We start from the raw sequence: 16,015 nt of genomic DNA on the forward strand, positions 1-16,015 counted from the left end.
CAATGCCCTCGTATCATGAGGGCATTTTTATCGGTCAGTAAGAGATTCAGGAAAAAGCTTATATTTTATTTTTTCCATATAATGTGGCAGATAGGGTGAGATTTTTCCCGGCAGATCAATATGCGGGCAAAGATATCATCAATTTCGGCATAGTCCGATTCTGCTAAGCCAATAATGACTTCAGAAAAAAAATCCGGGTTTAAATCAAAATCAACATGTTCAAACCAGACTTCTGAAAGTTCCAATAATTCAGCGCCGCCCCGTTCTTCAAATTGTAAGTTAAACAATAGACTATCAGCCGGATCGAGATTAGAGAGAGCTTGTTCCAAAAAGATATCGTAGGCTTTTTCAAGCGCTTCATCTTGAGTCATTCGGTTATTTAAATCTAATTGCATAGAATGTGTCGATTGATTTTCCATGATGGCATTGTCCGAGATTAATCACATTAGGAAATTAAAACATGTTCTATATTGAATGAATAGCCCCAATAGTCATAACGGGGCTATGGAATATATTAACAGATAATAATGATAAATTTTTTTCTATTATGAATTACAAAAGAGGGCTAAAGAAGTAGCAGACACGTTCAAGAATCCGGTGCCAAACAGGTCGCTTCTCCCATGCATTATTTGCAAGCAGGGTTGAACGCATAATATAGTCTTGCTGGACTAATGTTAAATCACTGCCAAAATGCTCATCGTCAATAACGACTGTGATTTCAAAATTCAGCCATAAACTACGCATATCCAAATTCACTGAGCCAACCATACTGAGCTGCCCATCGACCAAAACACTTTTGGTATGCAGCAGTCCATCCTCAAATTGATAAATTTTTACGCCTGCTTCCAATAACTCGGTAAAAAATGCGCGGCTGGCCCAGCGAACAAGAAATGAATTATTTTGGCTTGGCACAATAATGCTGACATCAACACCGCGCATGGCAGCCGTACAAATAGCATGCATTAAATCATCACTGGGCACAAAATAAGGTGTGGTAAGAATAAGTTGCTCCCGAGCGGCAAAAATAGCGGTCATCAAGGATTGCTGGATCAATTCATCAGGAAAGCCCGGCCCGGAAGCAATAACCTGCGCGGTATGCCCGCTGGCTTGTTCGAAAGGCATGATGATGGTGTCAGGAGGAGGAGGAAGGTGGCGCTTGCCTGTTTCCATTTCCCAGTCGAAAGCGTAGATAATGCCCAGAGTGGCAGTGACCGGACCTTCCATTCTTACCATAATATCGACCCACTGACCGACACCTGCATCTTGTTTAAAAAATCGCGGGTCAACCATATTCATGCTGCCTGTGTATGAAATATGATTATCGATCAGAATAATTTTCCTGTGCTGGCGTAAATCCATACGGCGTAAAAACAGGCGGAAAATATTAACTTTCAGTGATTCGACAAATTCAATGCCAGCCTTACGCATGATATCAGGATAAGGGCTACGGAAAAATTGCCAGCTCCCTGCTGAATCCACCATAATTCGACATTTAACTCCGCGTTTAGCGGCACGCATCAGGGCATCAGTGACTTGATCAACCAATCCTCCTGATTGCCATATATAAAACACCATCTCAATACTGCATTTGGCATTTTCGATATCATGAATAATGGCTTTCAGGGAATTATCATAAGACGTCATTAATTGCATTTTGTTGCCTCTGACGCCTTTGATTTTCTGACGACGTTCGCACAATTGGAATAGTGGCGTGGCAACTTCACTATTTTCATTGGCAAAAATGAAAGGGGATTTTCTTAACTCTGTCAGCCATTTTGCAACAGATGAACGCATTTGTTTAGCTTGTTCGACTCTGCGTTTACCAAGATGCAATTCGCCGAATGACAGATAAGCAACGATTCCCACTAAAGGTAGAATGTAAATAATGAGTACCCAAGTCATTGCTGATGTCACTGGGCGGCGTTTCATTAAAACGCGAATAGTAATACCCGCAATAATCAACCAGTATAAGAAAATCGCCATCCAGCTCAGTACAGAATAAAAGGTTGTCATATGTGGCAATCAATCCCGTTTATTAGAGAGCCTATCCATTAGGCTATTTTATTTGTCATAATCCCTACCAGGATAGGGTATATAAAAATTTCACACCGTCGTTACCGCAAGTTTCTAGAAATTTTGACAAACTATCAACCTAATCTGTGTCAGACTGCTAATTAGTTGACATCACTGATCGTGAAGATTAAGAATAATACAATTCATCTCCATGAGAGAACTAATCTGGAAAATATCTTATGAAACACAGTAGGCATGAAGTAGGGCGCTGGAGAATGCTTCGTCAAAGCATCCGTCGCCGTCGTCGCTGGTTGGAAGACCAATCTCGCCGTAATCTTCGGATATATAAAATCCGTAAAACAGACGATTGCAATCGTCGCAGATCAACCCTGTTTGTCCAGAATTTAGAATGTCTTTAACGTGATAGGCAGCATGATATACACCCAATGAACTTAGAGTTACAGCGAAACAGGTGTATATGTTTTCGAATCATTATTGAATATGATAGTCATTTGCATTTAAACTAATAGTAATCTGAAAACTGACTATACCAATAGATTTCAAGAAGCAGCTCAATGGCGAGGGAACGGATCCCCGAGAACATAGCCAACAAAGCTGCAACTTGAAAGACGACGGGTATATCATGCTGCTAATCAAGAATTCTCTTATGCGTTGGATACATTGGCCATTACTACTTGCTGTTTGTTTACATATTTCTATTGCTGCGGTGCTTTTCCATATTATGAAGTCTGAAAAGCGATTTGAAGCCGCTGCTCCCATGTCTGTTGCCATGATACAGTTGGCTGCTGAAGAGGCCCCGGTTTCAGAAGCAGCGATGCCTGAATCAGCCCCTGAGCCTCCGGCACCCGAACCCGAGCCTGAACCTATTGCGAAAATTGCTCTGCCTAAACCGGAAAAAAAACCTGAAGTGAAAAAAATTGTCAAAAAAGAGTCTAAGCCAACAGAGAAAATTTCAGAACAACCGCTGAAACCGACTTCTGATCAGGATTCTCAGATGACAAAAAACCTAAACGATCAGAAACCCGCTGACTCTGTCATTAATGACAACGTTAAAGTACAAAGCGGGCCAAGGGCATTGAGTAGACCAGATCCTGTTTATCCATCCAGAGCCCAGCAGTTGGGTACTGAGGGTTCGGTGAAGGTGGAATATGATATTGATGAAGATGGCAGAGTTAAAAATATCAAGATTATTGCTTCAAATCCCAAGAATGTTTTCGAACGTGAAGTGAAGAAAGTGATGAGAAAATGGCGTTATGAAAAAATGCCGGCAACGGGATACATTACCACTATCGAGTTTAAAATAACGGGTATTTCACAAAGTTAACTTACTTAAATATTTCTTCCCAAATCAGGGGAAGGTGAAAATTATTCCCCTGATTTCATCATAAACTTTCATTTTTCATTGTTATTAAGATTTACATCTTGAAATTCATTGGGTGTATTCAGTATCGTTCAGATTCCATTGTACGAAAGCCAAAAATAGGAACAATATATGAAGAACTATAAGAAAGGGTACAACAAAAGATGTACCCTTTAATTTACAAGTTAGTCACTTTTCTAACCAATCGTTACTCTGAATCACTGCTTTCCAGTTTGAAATGTCTTTTCCCTTCAGGCAAAGGTCGTGAAGAGTTATTTTCATCAACAGCGACATAGGTGAAAACCGCTTCGGTTGCACGATAACGCTGCCCAACGGGTTCGGAAGCCACTTTTTTCACCCAAACTTCAATATGAATAGTGATTGATGAATTTCCCGTTTTAAGACAACGGGCATAACAGCATACGACGTCACCTACCGCAACCGGTTTCAGAAAACTGATGCCATTCACGCTAACAGTTACTACGCGTCCCAGTGCAATCTCTTTTGCCAGAATTGCGCCGCCAATATCCATTTGAGACATCAGCCAGCCCCCGAAAATATCTCCATTGGCATTGGTATCAGCGGGCATGGCCAGTGTACGGAGAACCAATTCTCCGTTTGGTAAGCATTGTTGTTGTGTCATGAGAAAACTTGCTTTATTTGGTGAAAATAACAATACCTGCTGGTGGTTCCAGCAGGTATCCATATGAAGGTCATTACATTATTGTTGTTCGCGAGGCAGATGACGGTAGATATATATCACACTCAGTACAGTAAAAACCAGTGTCAATGCCGTTAGCCCGAACACTTTAAAGTTTACCCAAATATCCTGAGGTAGCCAGAAAGCGACATAAATATTTGCCAGCGCACAAACGATAAAAAAGATAGCCCAAGCCATGTTCAGTTTATTCCAGACAAAATCAGGTAATTTTAATTCCTTGCCTAGCATTCTCCGGATAAGAGGTTTTTTCATGACCCATTGGCTGAAAAGCAGAACCAGCGCAAAAATGGCATAAATGACAGTCACTTTCCATTTAATGAAGAGATCGCTGTGGAAGGCCAGAGTCAGTGTACCGAAGACAGCAACCATGACAAATGTAATCAAGGAAGACTTTTCGACTTTACGATAAAGCAGATAAGTAATGACAACGGCTAATCCTGTGGCTGCAATCAAGGCACCAGAAGCATAGAAAATGTCATACATCTTGTAAACGATAAAGAAAACGACTAATGGCAAAAAGTCTAAAAGTTGTTTCATAATTTGAACCCATTGTGATGCCGATGATGGCATGTTCTTGAATTTGAGCCAGAGTGTATCAGATCTCAATGAAATGGTTTATTTATCGGATAAAAACATTTTTCATCTATTTATAGAATTTTAACATAGTGAACTAAAAACTGAGCAATAGCGGGGGAAGGCTTGAGAGTTTCTATCTTACACCGCATTATACTGAACTCCATTTTCACGAAAGGACATAAAAGTCATGATGTGGGAAAGATTACTTCGTTGGATGCCGGGTTTGGGGAGTCTCTGCCATTATCGTAAGGAATATCTTAGCTATGATATGCGGGCTGGCCTTTCTGTTGCTGCGGTCGCATTGCCTGTAGCGATTGCTTATGCTGAATTAATGGGTGTCAGCGCTATTGTTGGTTTGTATGCCTGCATTTTACCGATGTTTGCTTATGCATTGTTTGGAACTTCCCGACAGTTGATTGTTGGACCAGATGCAGCAACCTGCGCTGTTATTGCCGCTGCTGTTGCACCATTGGCGCTGGGAAATGAATATGTTCGTTGGCAGCTTGCGATTGTAATGACATTGATGACGGGTTTTTGGTGTATTCTGGCAAGCCATTTTCGACTGGGTGCATTTGCGGATTTTTTATCCCGTCCCATTTTGAAAGGTTTTATAAACGGTGTGGCCATTACCATTATAGCCGATCAGCTTTCTAAAGTTTTTGGCTTGTCCGGTTTGCCAACAGAACTGATAGAACGATTAATTGAACTTCCCCATAATTTATTGGAATCGCATTGGCCGACAGTAGGGATGTCTGCAATAACATTGCTGGTCTTGCTCTGTGTACTTTTTTTCCGGCCCAGTTGGCCTGCGCCACTAGTGGCAATGATAGTCTCAATTTACCTCAGTTGGCAGTTTGAGGTTGAGCAATATGGTATCCAGATAGTGGGTAATCTGGGAAATGGCTTACCCATCGTTCCTATGCCTGAATTTGAACTTGGCATCTTGCGTGATTTGGTTGTTCCTTCGATTAACCTTGCAGTAATCAGTTTTGTCAGTTTTATGATGACAGCCCGTAGTTTTGCCAGCAAAAATGGTTATCAAGTTGATGCGGATTTAGAACTCAGGGCGCTGGGTATAGCGAATATTGCTTCGTCATTATCACAGGGATTTGCTGTCAGTGCCGCCGGTAGCCGGACGGCAGTCAATGATGCGATTGGTGGTAAGACGCAAATGGTCTCTGTCATTTCCGCCAGCACTATCCTGTTAGTATTATTGTTTATGACAGAATTACTGATGCATATTCCTTTGTCATCATTGGGGATCGTTTTAATATTTTCTGCATGGTCTCTGCTGGGGTTAAAGAATATTTGGGCGTATCGGAAACGTAATCGTCAGGCTTTTATACTCTCAATTTTCACATTGGTTGCAGTCTTACTGGTAGGTGTTATCGATGGCATCGGTTTTGCTGTTTTGCTGGGATTATTGCAATTCTTGCGTATTATTTTCCGGCCGTCAGACCAATTGTTGGGAGTCAATGACCAAGGCATGGTACGTTCCATCCATCAAGATAATGATATCAAGCCTGTTGATGGCATTATGATGTATCGCTTTAATTCTCCCTTAACTTATTTCAATGTCGGATATTTCAAAAAACGGATTTTGCAGCATGTGGATAGTGCATTAAATCGTCCGACATGGCTGGTGGTCGATGCTGCTGTCAGTTTTACCTATGATGATGTCAGTGTATTTGCTGCGTTGGATGAATTGATCTCGGAATTAAAAGAGAAAGGTGTGACATTAGTATTGGCGGGCCGCAGGACAGAACTGAATCTCTGGATTGAACAAAATAAACTCAGCCGCAGTGATGATGACTTGATTATAGTGCCCGATCTCTACTTTGCTATTCGTTTGATTCAAAGTAAGCGGCAGGTTGAGGAAACACAAGAAGGGTAAGTGAATGCAGCCAAAAAGGCTACAATTTGAAAGGCAAAAGTGACAGGCGAAAGGCATATATCCCCTCACTACTTATCCCCTCACTACTGTAGTGAGGGGATAAGTATTATCTAGGGGCTATTACAAGCTGTTTGCGGCTTTATTTTGTGGCTTAATCAGCATATACAGGCGGAATAGATAAATCAGCAGTATGGCCGATAATAAATTACCCAATGTTGACATCAGAATGTCGGGCATTCTTACCAGCACAAGTGCTAACACCAGCTTTACTGCAAGCCATAACAGTATAGCGGGAATCAACAACCGTATATTTTCGAATGCCGATTTCCAACTTTCCTGCATAGCAGCAAAAATATTTTTGCCTTTTTCAAAGAGAAAAATAGGGGCAAGAGCAAAGGTGATAGAAAATAAAACACCGGGCAGGAACATTAAAGCATAACCAATTTGAACCAATAGGGTACAAATAAACATTAGCAAAAACATTTTTGGCAATAGTGTTATCGATAATATGCTGGCATGGATCGCATTAGTTTTCTGACCATTAGAAACGGCATTGATAAGCACCAACACGCTGGTAGTGAGCAAGGTATTACCGAAGATGTTGGAAAATAAGATCCCGAACGCTGTGCGTAAGAACATGAATTGTTGATCTGGTGTTAATTGAGCTACAAAATCTTTGATCCCCGTATTGCCGGATTCTTTATAAGCGTTTTGTATCCCGATCAGCAAATTGAGTTGTTCACCGTTCGGCATGAGAAAATGCTCAAGCAATGTTGTCACCAACGCGGCTAAGACAGAGAGTAGGACAATATTCAACAGTTGATTCTTCAGAAAGTTGATGCTGTCGCGATACAGGGTATTTGCCGTGATGGGCATGAAAGTGGCTCCTATCAAATAAAACAACGATAATGCTCAATTGTACCTTGTTCGGGGGATTATTGGATACCTAAGATTTCCCCTTTCACCGTTACCCTGTAACTTAAAATCGGGGCATTCATTGAAGAGCATAGAATGAGAGTTTTATCAGATAATGTTATTGCAAGCTGATTTTTTATCGAAATGATAAATGTATTAAATTAGTGTTAATTAATTGAGAGATTAAATGAAAGATCTCAATATAGTATGTCTGTTATTCATTATTGCTGATTATCCAAAATTAATATTGAAATATAAATATAAATATGAAACAAAAATAAAACTAATATGAATCCAATATTGATTTGGATCAAATTAAAATATCCATCAGATGAAATAATAAAACCATAACCACCTTATTTTGCCCAATATCTTTAAAAAATGTGATCTGTCTTAGATCATAATAGTAAGCAAACGGGTATATTTCTGACTGTTTTAAAACCACATAAATGGGATGAATAATGAAAAAGATTTCTGCGTTCGTATTGGCTGCTGCTACGTTAGCTCCGTCATTGACCTTTGCTCATGAAGCAGGTGACTTCCTGTTCCGTGCTGGTACAGCAACGGTAAGACCAAATGCTGGGTCTGAAAATGTATTAGGTTTGGGATCTTTTGATGTCAATAATAATACTCAGTTGGGTTTAACTTTTGGCTATATGATTACGGACAATATTGGTGTTGAATTATTGGCTGCAACACCATTCCAGCATACAGTGAGTTTGCCGGGAGCAGGTGAGATCGCTGAAGTTAAACATTTACCCCCGACTTTAATGGCACAATATTATTTTGGTTCCACAGAAAATAAATTACGTCCTTATGTTGGCGTTGGCATTAACTACACGAAATTTTTCAGTGAAAAATTTAATAATAATGCAACTGTACAGTCGGCTAATTTAAATAGTCTGGATCTGAAAGATTCTTGGGGAGTGGCAGGACAGGTTGGTCTGGATTATCAGCTGGATAAAAACTGGATGCTGAATACCTCGCTTTGGTGGATGAACATCGAAACTGACGTGAAATTTAAAGTCGGTGATACCCAGAAAGAATATAAGACTCGTCTTGACCCGTGGGTCTTTATGTTTGGTGTAGGTTATAGTTTTTAACTAATTGAAAATTATAGTAAAATAAAGAATAAGTAAGTAGGTTACGTGTGTGTTTGACATAAGAGAGAACCAATGGGGCATTATGCCCCATTTTAAACAATGGAAAGAAATTTAAGTCTTCCCCCATCAATACGTCATGGGGGAATTCTGAAATCGCGCAGGGGGCATCATCGCAGGATCATAATTGTGTCGCGTTTTTCATGTCACGGACAAAATTCATTAATTTATCCAGCATGATTTTGGGTTGAAGTAAGTTATCTTCAATGATTTTTACGATGGCAGAACCTGAAATCGCCCCCGCCGTTCCGCTATTGAGTGCTGCCGCGACCTGTGCAGGTTCTGAAATGCCAAAGCCTTGCAGGGCAGGAGCTGCATGATATTCTTTGAGTTTATTGACAAGATGATTCAGTGACTGGGTGGCACGATTTTCACTGCCGGTCACTCCGGCTCTTGACAGCAGATAAGTATATCCACGTCCAAATGACGCAATTTCACGCAGTAAATCATTGTCTGCATCAGGAGGACAAATAAAGATAGGTGCAATATCATATTTCATAGCGGCTGAACGGAAAGGAGAAGATTCAGATAATGGCACATCAGCCACCAGAACGGAATCAACGCCAGCCTCTTGACAGCGACGATAAAATTCATCGATGCCATTGTGGAAGACGAGATTGGCGTAGACCAGAAGGCCAATCGGTATATCAGGATGTTTAGCCCGGATCTTTGTCAACAGGTCAAAACACAATGCAGGAGTAACTTTGGATGACAATGCCCGTAAATTGGCATTTTGGATAGTCGGGCCATCGGCGAGAGGATCAGAAAATGGAATGCCTAATTCAAGTGCATCAGCTCCACCATCGATTAATGCATCAATAATTTCCAACGATAAATCGGGTTCAGGATCACCTAAGGTAACAAAAGGAACAAAAGCCCCTTGATTTTGGTGCTGTAGTTTCTTAAAGAGTTGCTCATAACGTTCCATCAGATTTCCCCCCTGGATTTTAAAATATCGTGAACGGTAAAGATGTCTTTGTCACCACGGCCAGATAAATTGACAATCAATAATTGTTCTTTATCCGGAGCCTGATGGATCATTTTCAAAGCATGAGCCAGCGCATGAGAAGATTCCAGGGCAGGAATAATGCCTTCGTTGCGGGATAGTGCCTGAAAAGCGTCAAGTGCTTCATCGTCAGTGATTGAGACATAGTCAGCTCTACCAATGCTATTTAAATAAGCATGTTGAGGGCCGACAGAAGGAAAATCTAAACCAGCAGAAATGGAGTAAGATTCTTCAATTTGTCCGTCTTCTGTCTGCATAATCGGTGCTTTCATGCCGAAGTAAATCCCCAACTTTCCATGTCCTAAGGGAGCACCATGTTCTCCGGTTTCTATACCATGCCCGGCAGGTTCAACACCGATCAGGCGGACGTCGTTTTCTGGAATAAACTCAGCAAACAGACCAATGGCATTTGAACCCCCGCCAATACAAGCAATGACAGCATCAGGTAAACGTCCTTCTCTTTCCAGAATTTGCGCCTTAGCTTCTTCACCAATCATACGCTGGAATTCCCGCACGATTGTTGGATATGGATGGGGGCCTGCTGCTGTTCCCAACAGATAATGGGCTTCTTTATAGCAGCCAGACCAGTCTCGCATTGCTTCATTACAAGCATCTTTCAACGTTGCTGAACCGCTGTGGACAGGGATGACTTCAGCGCCCATCAAACGCATACGAAAAACATTCGGCGATTGGCGTTCAATATCTTTTGCCCCCATGTAAATACGGCATTTCAATCCTAATAATGAACAAGCCAGTGCCGTTGCCACACCGTGCTGACCCGCTCCCGTTTCAGCGATGATCTCATTTTTCCCCATTCGCTTTGCCAGTAATGCTTGTCCCAAAACCTGATTGGTTTTGTGTGCGCCGCCGTGGAGCAAATCTTCGCGTTTCAGGTATAGCCGCGTTTTTGTACCTTTAGTTAAATTCTTGCACAGCGTTAAGGCAGTAGGTCTTCCAGCGTAGTTCTTCAATAAATCCTGAAATTCCTGCTGAAAGTCAGGATCTTTCTGTGCATCAATAAATGCGTCTTCTAATTGATTGAGTGCGGGGATCAAAATCTGAGGAACAAATTGACCACCAAAATCACCAAAATAAGGATTCAATTTACTCATTATTCTACTCATCCACTTTTAGTCTGAAAAATTAGTGATAACAGCGTAATTGTTGAAATACTTGTTTGATTTTCTGGCTGCTTTTGATCCCGGGAGAAATCTCGACTCCTGAATTAAAATCCAGCCCATAACAGCCTAACGTTGCTGCTTGTTGACAGTTGTCAGCGTTCAGACCGCCAGCCAAGATGCTGTTATGTTTAAACTGCGGTTCGATTAATTGCCAATCAAATGATTTTCCTGTTCCCCCTGCGCCATTATCCAGCAATAAATGATCGACATTGGACAATTCAGAAAATTCTGCCACTTTAGCCATATCGATGGCTTTCCAAATCTCGCAGTGTTCAGGTAATACCGAACGTAATGCGTTGATGTAGTCTTTATCTTCATGTCCATGCAGTTGAACAGCCGTTAGAGAAAGAGCCCGGGCTGTATCACTGACAAAATCCACTGATTGATTTTGAAACACCCCGACATATTGTAGAGAGGCTTCATTGATGATTTTCTGGGCTGTTTGCAGATTAATTTTGCGCGGTGATTTTTCGGCAAAAATTAAACCACCATAAACTGCACCCATCTGCAATGCAGTTTTGGCATCTTGCGGGCGGGTTAATCCACAAATCTTGTTATCACCTAAAATCAGGCGACGTAAAGCGAGATCGATATTTGTTTGTGCCATTAAAGCACTACCAATGAGAAAACCATGGGCAAATTGGCTTAAGTCACGCACTTGATTGTGCTGATAGATACCGGATTCGCTAATGATAATCGTACCTTCTGGTAAACCGACGGCCAGTTTACGAGTACGATCTAAATCAATGGACAGGTCGCGTAAATCCCGATTGTTGATACCGATAACTTTGGCTCCCAGCTCAATTGCCCGGTGCCGTTCATCTTCATTGCTGATCTCGGTCAGGACGCCCATATTAAGGCTATGTGCCAGTGCAGAAAGTTCACGATACGTATTATCATCAAGGACTGAAAGCATCAATAAAATTGCGTCGGCATGATAATAACGGGCAAGATAAATTTGATAGGTATCGATAATAAAATCTTTACACAGCACAGGTTGATGGACGGTTGAGCTGACCATTTTGAGAAAATCATAGCTGCCCTGAAAGTATTTTTCATCGGTCAAGATTGAGATTGCAGCGGCATAGGGCTGATAAGTTTTAGCGATGCAGACAGGATCGAAATCTTTACGAATTACCCCTTTTGATGGGGATGCTTTTTTGCATTCCAAAATAAAAACAGTTTGCTTATGAGTGAGCGCCTGATAAAAACCACGATGGCTTGGTGCAATAGCATCAATAAAACTTTCCAGCGGTTGCTCTGCCTTACGCGTGACCAGATATGCCACCTTATCATCAATAATTTTCTGTAATACACTGGTTTTCATGATTAAATCCTTGCCGCCAATGCGGTCACTTTTTCATAAGCCCGGCCACTATAAATAGTATGGAGTGCCAATTGCGTGTTTTCCCGTAGATCTTCTTGTCCATGAAGTTTCATCAAAAGCGCCACATTTGCCGCTACGGTATCGGCATGAGCTTTTTGTCCACGACCCTGCAATAACTTTGCCAACATATCGCGATTTTCTTCTGGTGTTCCACCTTTTAGCGAAGAAATATGATGATTCGGTAAATCAAAATCGGTTGCTGTCAACTGATATTGGATGATTTCGCCATGATTGAGTTCTGCAACGTAAGTCGGGGCATGTAAGGAAACCTCATCCATTCCGCCACCATGAACAATGGCGGCACGTTGATAATCTAATACCTTCAAGGTACGGGCTATTGGTGCTACCAAGTCTGCACTGTAGACCCCAATCAATGATAAAGGCGGACGGGCTGGATTGATCAACGGGCCAAGTACATTAAATAACGTCCGCGTTTTTAATTGTTGCCGAACCTGTACTGCATGGCGGAATCCACTGTGGTATTGAGGCGCAAACAGGAAGCACACACCAAGATCATCCAAAGCACTGCGTGAATCTTCGGGACGTGCATCCAATGCAATGCCGAATGCTGCCAGCAAATCGGATGAGCCGGAACGACTGGAAATACTGCGGTTTCCATGCTTTGCCACTTTTAGGCCACAGGCCGCAGCAACAAAAGCGCTGGCAGTTGAAATATTGATGCTATTGGTGCCATCTCCGCCTGTGCCGACGATATCACTAAAAATATAATCAGGGCGAGGAAAGGGAGCTGAGTTAGCCAAAAATGCACGGGCTGCGCCAGCTATTTCTTGTGGGTGTTCGCCTCGCAGTTTCAGGCTGATCAATGCAGCAGCGAGTTGTGCATCACTCAACTCACCATGAATGACGGCAGTGAATAGTTGTTGGCTTTCTTGCTGTGTCAGTATTTGTGCGTTGAATAATTTATCAAGAATCAGCTGCATTTTCCCGTTCCTTCCAATTTAGCGCCTTTAAATTCAACATGGTTAACCCAGTATTTTTAACTCAATATTTTTAACTCAATATTCTTAACTGAATGCCCACTTCAGCGTTTGTTCCAACAGCTTGGCGCCCTGAGTCGTCAGGATAGATTCGGGATGGAATTGGAATCCACAAACTTTATGCCCATCATGGCGCACAGCCATCACGGTATCGCCACACAAGGCAGAAACCGTCAGCGTTGCAGGAACACTTACACCTACAAGGGAATGATAACGGGCAACAGGCAGAGGGTTTGGCAAGCCGGAAAACATATCTTGGCCATCATGAGTGGCAAGAGCCGATTTTCCATGCAGGATTTCCTGAGCAGCAGCAATTTCTCCTCCGTAGGCTTCAATGATTGCCTGATGTCCGAGACAAATCCCTATGACCGGGATCTGGCCTATGACTTGCTTGATGAGTTGGGGCATACAGCCTGCATCCGATGGTTTGCCGGGACCGGGTGATAACACCAACAATGGTGATTCCATTTCATCAAGCTTGGAGATGATGGTATTTGTTGGCACTGTATTACGGTAAATAACCACATGGTGACCGTTGGTACGTAGTTGATCGACGAGGTTATAAGTAAAGGAATCAATATTATCGAGTAGAAGAATATTGGCCATCAGAATGTCACCTCCACATTGTGAGCTTGTGCAATTGCCCGAATAACGGCTCTGGCTTTACTATGAGTTTCATTCACTTCTGATTGAGGGATGGAATCCAGAACAATACCCGCGCCGACTTGAATTGCGGCTTGACCGTTTTCCACATAAGCCGAACGGATCACAATGCAGGTATCAAAATTTCCTCTGCCGGTAAAATAGCCAACGGCTCCACCGTAGCTACCACGCCGCTCACCTTCATATTCTGCAATGAGCTGCATGGCCCGAACTTTAGGTGCTCCTGTCAGTGTTCCCATATTCATGCAAGCCTGATAGGCATGGAAGATGTCTAAATCATGGCGGAGAGTACCGACAACACGGGAAACGAGATGCATAACAAATGAATAACGGTCGACTTTAGTTAAATCGGCAACATAGCGGCTACCCGGTTCACAGATGCGGGCTAAATCGTTACGAGCCAGATCAACCAGCATGACATGCTCAGATAGCTCTTTAGCATCTGTGCGCATATCCAACTCAATCCTGCTATCGAGATCGGCGTCCGGTTCTCCGTTGGCATCATGCCCGCGTGGTCGGGTACCGGCTATTGGGTAGATTTCTATCTGGCGACTGTTGGCATCATATTTAAGGGCACTTTCAGGTGAGGCACCAAACAAGCAGAAATCTTGATCCTGCATAAAAAACATGTAGGGACTTGGATTTTGTTTTTTCAATGCGTGATATGCGTTCAGTGGAGAAGGGCAAGGTAAAGTGAAACGTCGTGATGGTACTACCTGAAAGATATCCCCTTGACGAATGAATTGCTGTAGCTGTTGCACGATATCCGCATATTGCTCATCACTTTGATTGCAGGAGAGAGTGATATTTGGCAATGGAATGGGCGAGTGTGGTTGAAGGGGAGCTGAAATATCTGTCGTTAATATGTCATTAGCTAATATTGTTAAACGTTCTTCAAGGCGTTGTCTTTCTGAATCTGATTCGCCGAACAGAGACGTTTGCAGAAATGAATGTTTATTGCGGTGATCGATAACCAATAGTGTTTCTGCAAGATAAAAGCAGAAGTCCGGACAGTGCTGGTGGTTTTTTACCGTGGGCAATGGTTCAAATCCGGCCACTAAATCGTAAGCAAATAACCCGCCAACAAAAATTGCATCAGGCGATTCGGAGACGGATGACAAAGCGACTAAAGCTCGTAATGCGTCAAAAACTGAATCAGATTTTAATCGGTTATCTTCGTCCAGATTAGGTTGAGTCTCTGGAAATAGTGCTTGAATAACATGAGACTCTACCCTCAACAGGGCTTTTTCTGACAGTAAATGGGTGAGTGTGGGAATAAGGTTCTGACCATTTTGGGTCAGTGCTTCAAAAGTGACTTGTCGCCCATTGGCCGTAATGCGCATGGCACTATCAATGATCAATATGCTTTTTATATTATTTTTGCTCTGAATTTCAGCAGATTCCAGCAATAACGTTGCCGGACGATTGTTGCAAAGCTGATGAAAAAGCTGTGTTGGATCTGTTTTATAAACAGTTTCCATCTGATTTGTAGAGATATTAAATTCGTTGCCAGTCATATTGATACCTCGATTTTGCCGTCATCCACAGAAACTTACGTTATAAGAAAATAGTTATAAAAAAACCCGCTTCTTAGGGCGGGTCTTGGCACTTTCGCATTTGTATTTATGTGCGTAAGCCAACCGCCCTGAATGGGAAGTTGTGCCACCAACGACTGACTTGCATAGTTTGCATAAATACGATCATGTTCGAGTGCCTCATTGATTCAATGGAGTTTTGGTTAAGAATCTCATTTTTATCTGTGTACTAGTAGACTGGTTCGGTGTTTGATTGTCAACCGTTTTTTTAAGTTTTTAGCAAAGTGGTGAAATAAGGGGGAATCGGAAAGATATTGTTAAAAGATTTAGTTATTATATTTATTGGTATTATTTTTTATAGGAACAATCCAATTAAAATTTTGTGTTAATGATGTTAGCGTGATTTAACTAAATTTTAAATAAGTAATATTATTTTGTGATGAAGTAAGTTTTTTTAAAGCGAGATAATATACTATATTTTTTATTATGTTGATTTTTTCATGATCACATAAGAAATTAAATTAATGTTTTCTTTTTATAGAATTAGTATAATTTTTAAATTAATAATATTGTTTTTAAATGAGG

At 41.7% G+C, this 16,015-nt stretch carries 13 protein-coding genes, 1 pseudogene and 1 other annotated feature; of the genes and pseudogenes, 4 read left to right on the forward strand and 10 right to left on the reverse strand.

The annotated features are described in order from the left end of the window. Positions 1 to 65: 65 nt before the first annotated feature. Positions 66 to 395 (reverse strand): HI1450 family dsDNA-mimic protein, encoded by a 330-nt coding sequence (locus FE394_RS03810; protein ID WP_319925124.1) that lies wholly within the window; start codon positions 393 to 395, stop codon positions 66 to 68. Between the two features lie 157 nt (positions 396 to 552). Next, the gene (gene cls / locus FE394_RS03815; protein WP_319925078.1) at positions 553 to 2,013 is read right to left on the reverse strand and encodes a cardiolipin synthase; all 1,461 of its coding nucleotides are present in this window, start codon (positions 2,011 to 2,013) and stop codon (positions 553 to 555) included. Between the two features lie 239 nt (positions 2,014 to 2,252). Between cls and FE394_RS03820 the strand changes: the two genes are divergently transcribed. Further along, positions 2,253 to 2,432 (forward strand): YciY family protein, encoded by a 180-nt coding sequence (locus FE394_RS03820; protein ID WP_319925079.1) that lies wholly within the window; start codon positions 2,253 to 2,255, stop codon positions 2,430 to 2,432. Positions 2,433 to 2,680: 248 nt separating this feature from the next. Then, positions 2,681 to 3,358, forward strand: a complete 678-nt coding sequence (gene tonB / locus FE394_RS03825; protein ID WP_419836297.1) for a TonB system transport protein TonB — start codon at positions 2,681 to 2,683, stop codon at positions 3,356 to 3,358. A gap of 244 nt (positions 3,359 to 3,602) precedes the next feature. On the opposite strand, the gene yciA is transcribed toward tonB, so the two are convergent. Both yciA and FE394_RS03835 read right to left on the reverse strand, forming a co-directional pair. Next, on the reverse strand, positions 3,603 to 4,037 hold the full coding sequence (yciA, locus tag FE394_RS03830) for an acyl-CoA thioester hydrolase YciA (RefSeq protein WP_319925081.1): 435 nt from the start codon (positions 4,035 to 4,037) through the stop codon (positions 3,603 to 3,605). A gap of 78 nt (positions 4,038 to 4,115) precedes the next feature. After that, positions 4,116 to 4,652 (reverse strand): septation protein A, encoded by a 537-nt coding sequence (locus tag FE394_RS03835; RefSeq protein WP_319925082.1) that lies wholly within the window; start codon positions 4,650 to 4,652, stop codon positions 4,116 to 4,118. A gap of 226 nt (positions 4,653 to 4,878) precedes the next feature. On the opposite strand from FE394_RS03835, the gene FE394_RS03840 reads away from it, so the two are divergent. Then, positions 4,879 to 6,585 carry a SulP family inorganic anion transporter gene (locus tag FE394_RS03840; protein ID WP_319925083.1) on the forward strand — a complete coding sequence of 569 codons (1,707 nt, stop codon included), beginning with the start codon at positions 4,879 to 4,881 and terminating at the stop codon, positions 6,583 to 6,585. Positions 6,586 to 6,705: 120 nt separating this feature from the next. On the opposite strand, the gene FE394_RS03845 is transcribed toward FE394_RS03840, so the two are convergent. Next, positions 6,706 to 7,461, reverse strand: a complete 756-nt coding sequence (locus FE394_RS03845; RefSeq protein WP_319925084.1) for a YciC family protein — start codon at positions 7,459 to 7,461, stop codon at positions 6,706 to 6,708. A 500-nt stretch (positions 7,462 to 7,961) separates the two neighbouring features. On the opposite strand from FE394_RS03845, the gene ompW reads away from it, so the two are divergent. After that, complete coding sequence (gene ompW, locus FE394_RS03850) at positions 7,962 to 8,603, forward strand: outer membrane protein OmpW (RefSeq protein WP_319925085.1); 642 nt, start codon at positions 7,962 to 7,964, stop codon at positions 8,601 to 8,603. A gap of 178 nt (positions 8,604 to 8,781) precedes the next feature. Here ompW and trpA read toward each other — a convergent pair whose 3' ends face one another. The 5 genes and pseudogenes from trpA to FE394_RS03880 all read right to left on the reverse strand — a co-directional run bounded on the left by trpA (position 8,782) and on the right by FE394_RS03880 (position 15,412). Then, positions 8,782 to 9,588 carry a tryptophan synthase subunit alpha gene (trpA, locus tag FE394_RS03855; RefSeq protein WP_319925086.1) on the reverse strand — a complete coding sequence of 269 codons (807 nt, stop codon included), beginning with the start codon at positions 9,586 to 9,588 and terminating at the stop codon, positions 8,782 to 8,784. Next, a complete protein-coding gene (gene trpB, locus FE394_RS03860) occupies positions 9,588 to 10,778 on the reverse strand; it encodes a tryptophan synthase subunit beta (protein WP_319925087.1) in 1,191 nt (396 codons plus the stop codon). The genes trpA and trpB overlap by 1 nt, the downstream gene beginning before the upstream one ends. Positions 10,779 to 10,809: 31 nt before the next feature. Beyond that, positions 10,810 to 12,174 (reverse strand): bifunctional indole-3-glycerol-phosphate synthase TrpC/phosphoribosylanthranilate isomerase TrpF, encoded by a 1,365-nt coding sequence (trpCF, locus tag FE394_RS03865; protein ID WP_319925088.1) that lies wholly within the window; start codon positions 12,172 to 12,174, stop codon positions 10,810 to 10,812. Between the two features lie 2 nt (positions 12,175 to 12,176). Next, positions 12,177 to 13,838: pseudogene (gene trpD, locus FE394_RS20105) on the reverse strand (anthranilate phosphoribosyltransferase). Next, positions 13,838 to 15,412 carry an anthranilate synthase component 1 gene (locus FE394_RS03880; RefSeq protein ID WP_319925091.1) on the reverse strand — a complete coding sequence of 525 codons (1,575 nt, stop codon included), beginning with the start codon at positions 15,410 to 15,412 and terminating at the stop codon, positions 13,838 to 13,840. Before FE394_RS03880 ends, trpD begins: the two are co-directional and overlap by 1 nt. A gap of 56 nt (positions 15,413 to 15,468) precedes the next feature. Beyond that, positions 15,469 to 15,569 (reverse strand) — a sequence feature (Trp leader region). Positions 15,570 to 16,015: the final 446 nt, after the last annotated feature.

Origin of the sequence: Xenorhabdus littoralis, from assembly GCF_033949345.1 — a bacterium.
Taxonomy (GTDB): domain Bacteria; phylum Pseudomonadota; class Gammaproteobacteria; order Enterobacterales; family Enterobacteriaceae; genus Xenorhabdus; species Xenorhabdus littoralis.

Excerpts from the sequence above, each read along its gene's own strand:
- FE394_RS03810 (WP_319925124.1), bottom strand. The coding sequence starts at position 395 with ATGCAATTAGATTTAAATAACCGAATGACTCAAGATGAAGCGCTTGAA.
- cls (WP_319925078.1), bottom strand. The coding sequence starts at position 2,013 with ATGACAACCTTTTATTCTGTACTGAGCTGGATGGCGATTTTCTTATAC.
- FE394_RS03820 (WP_319925079.1), top strand. The coding sequence starts at position 2,253 with ATGAAACACAGTAGGCATGAAGTAGGGCGCTGGAGAATGCTTCGTCAA.
- tonB (WP_419836297.1), top strand. The coding sequence starts at position 2,681 with ATGCGTTGGATACATTGGCCATTACTACTTGCTGTTTGTTTACATATT.
- yciA (WP_319925081.1), bottom strand. The coding sequence starts at position 4,037 with ATGACACAACAACAATGCTTACCAAACGGAGAATTGGTTCTCCGTACA.
- FE394_RS03835 (WP_319925082.1), bottom strand. The coding sequence starts at position 4,652 with ATGAAACAACTTTTAGACTTTTTGCCATTAGTCGTTTTCTTTATCGTT.
- FE394_RS03840 (WP_319925083.1), top strand. The coding sequence starts at position 4,879 with ATGATGTGGGAAAGATTACTTCGTTGGATGCCGGGTTTGGGGAGTCTC.
- FE394_RS03845 (WP_319925084.1), bottom strand. The coding sequence starts at position 7,461 with ATGCCCATCACGGCAAATACCCTGTATCGCGACAGCATCAACTTTCTG.
- ompW (WP_319925085.1), top strand. The coding sequence starts at position 7,962 with ATGAAAAAGATTTCTGCGTTCGTATTGGCTGCTGCTACGTTAGCTCCG.
- trpA (WP_319925086.1), bottom strand. The coding sequence starts at position 9,588 with ATGGAACGTTATGAGCAACTCTTTAAGAAACTACAGCACCAAAATCAA.
- trpB (WP_319925087.1), bottom strand. The coding sequence starts at position 10,778 with ATGAGTAAATTGAATCCTTATTTTGGTGATTTTGGTGGTCAATTTGTT.
- trpCF (WP_319925088.1), bottom strand. The coding sequence starts at position 12,174 with ATGAAAACCAGTGTATTACAGAAAATTATTGATGATAAGGTGGCATAT.
- FE394_RS03880 (WP_319925091.1), bottom strand. The coding sequence starts at position 15,412 with ATGACTGGCAACGAATTTAATATCTCTACAAATCAGATGGAAACTGTT.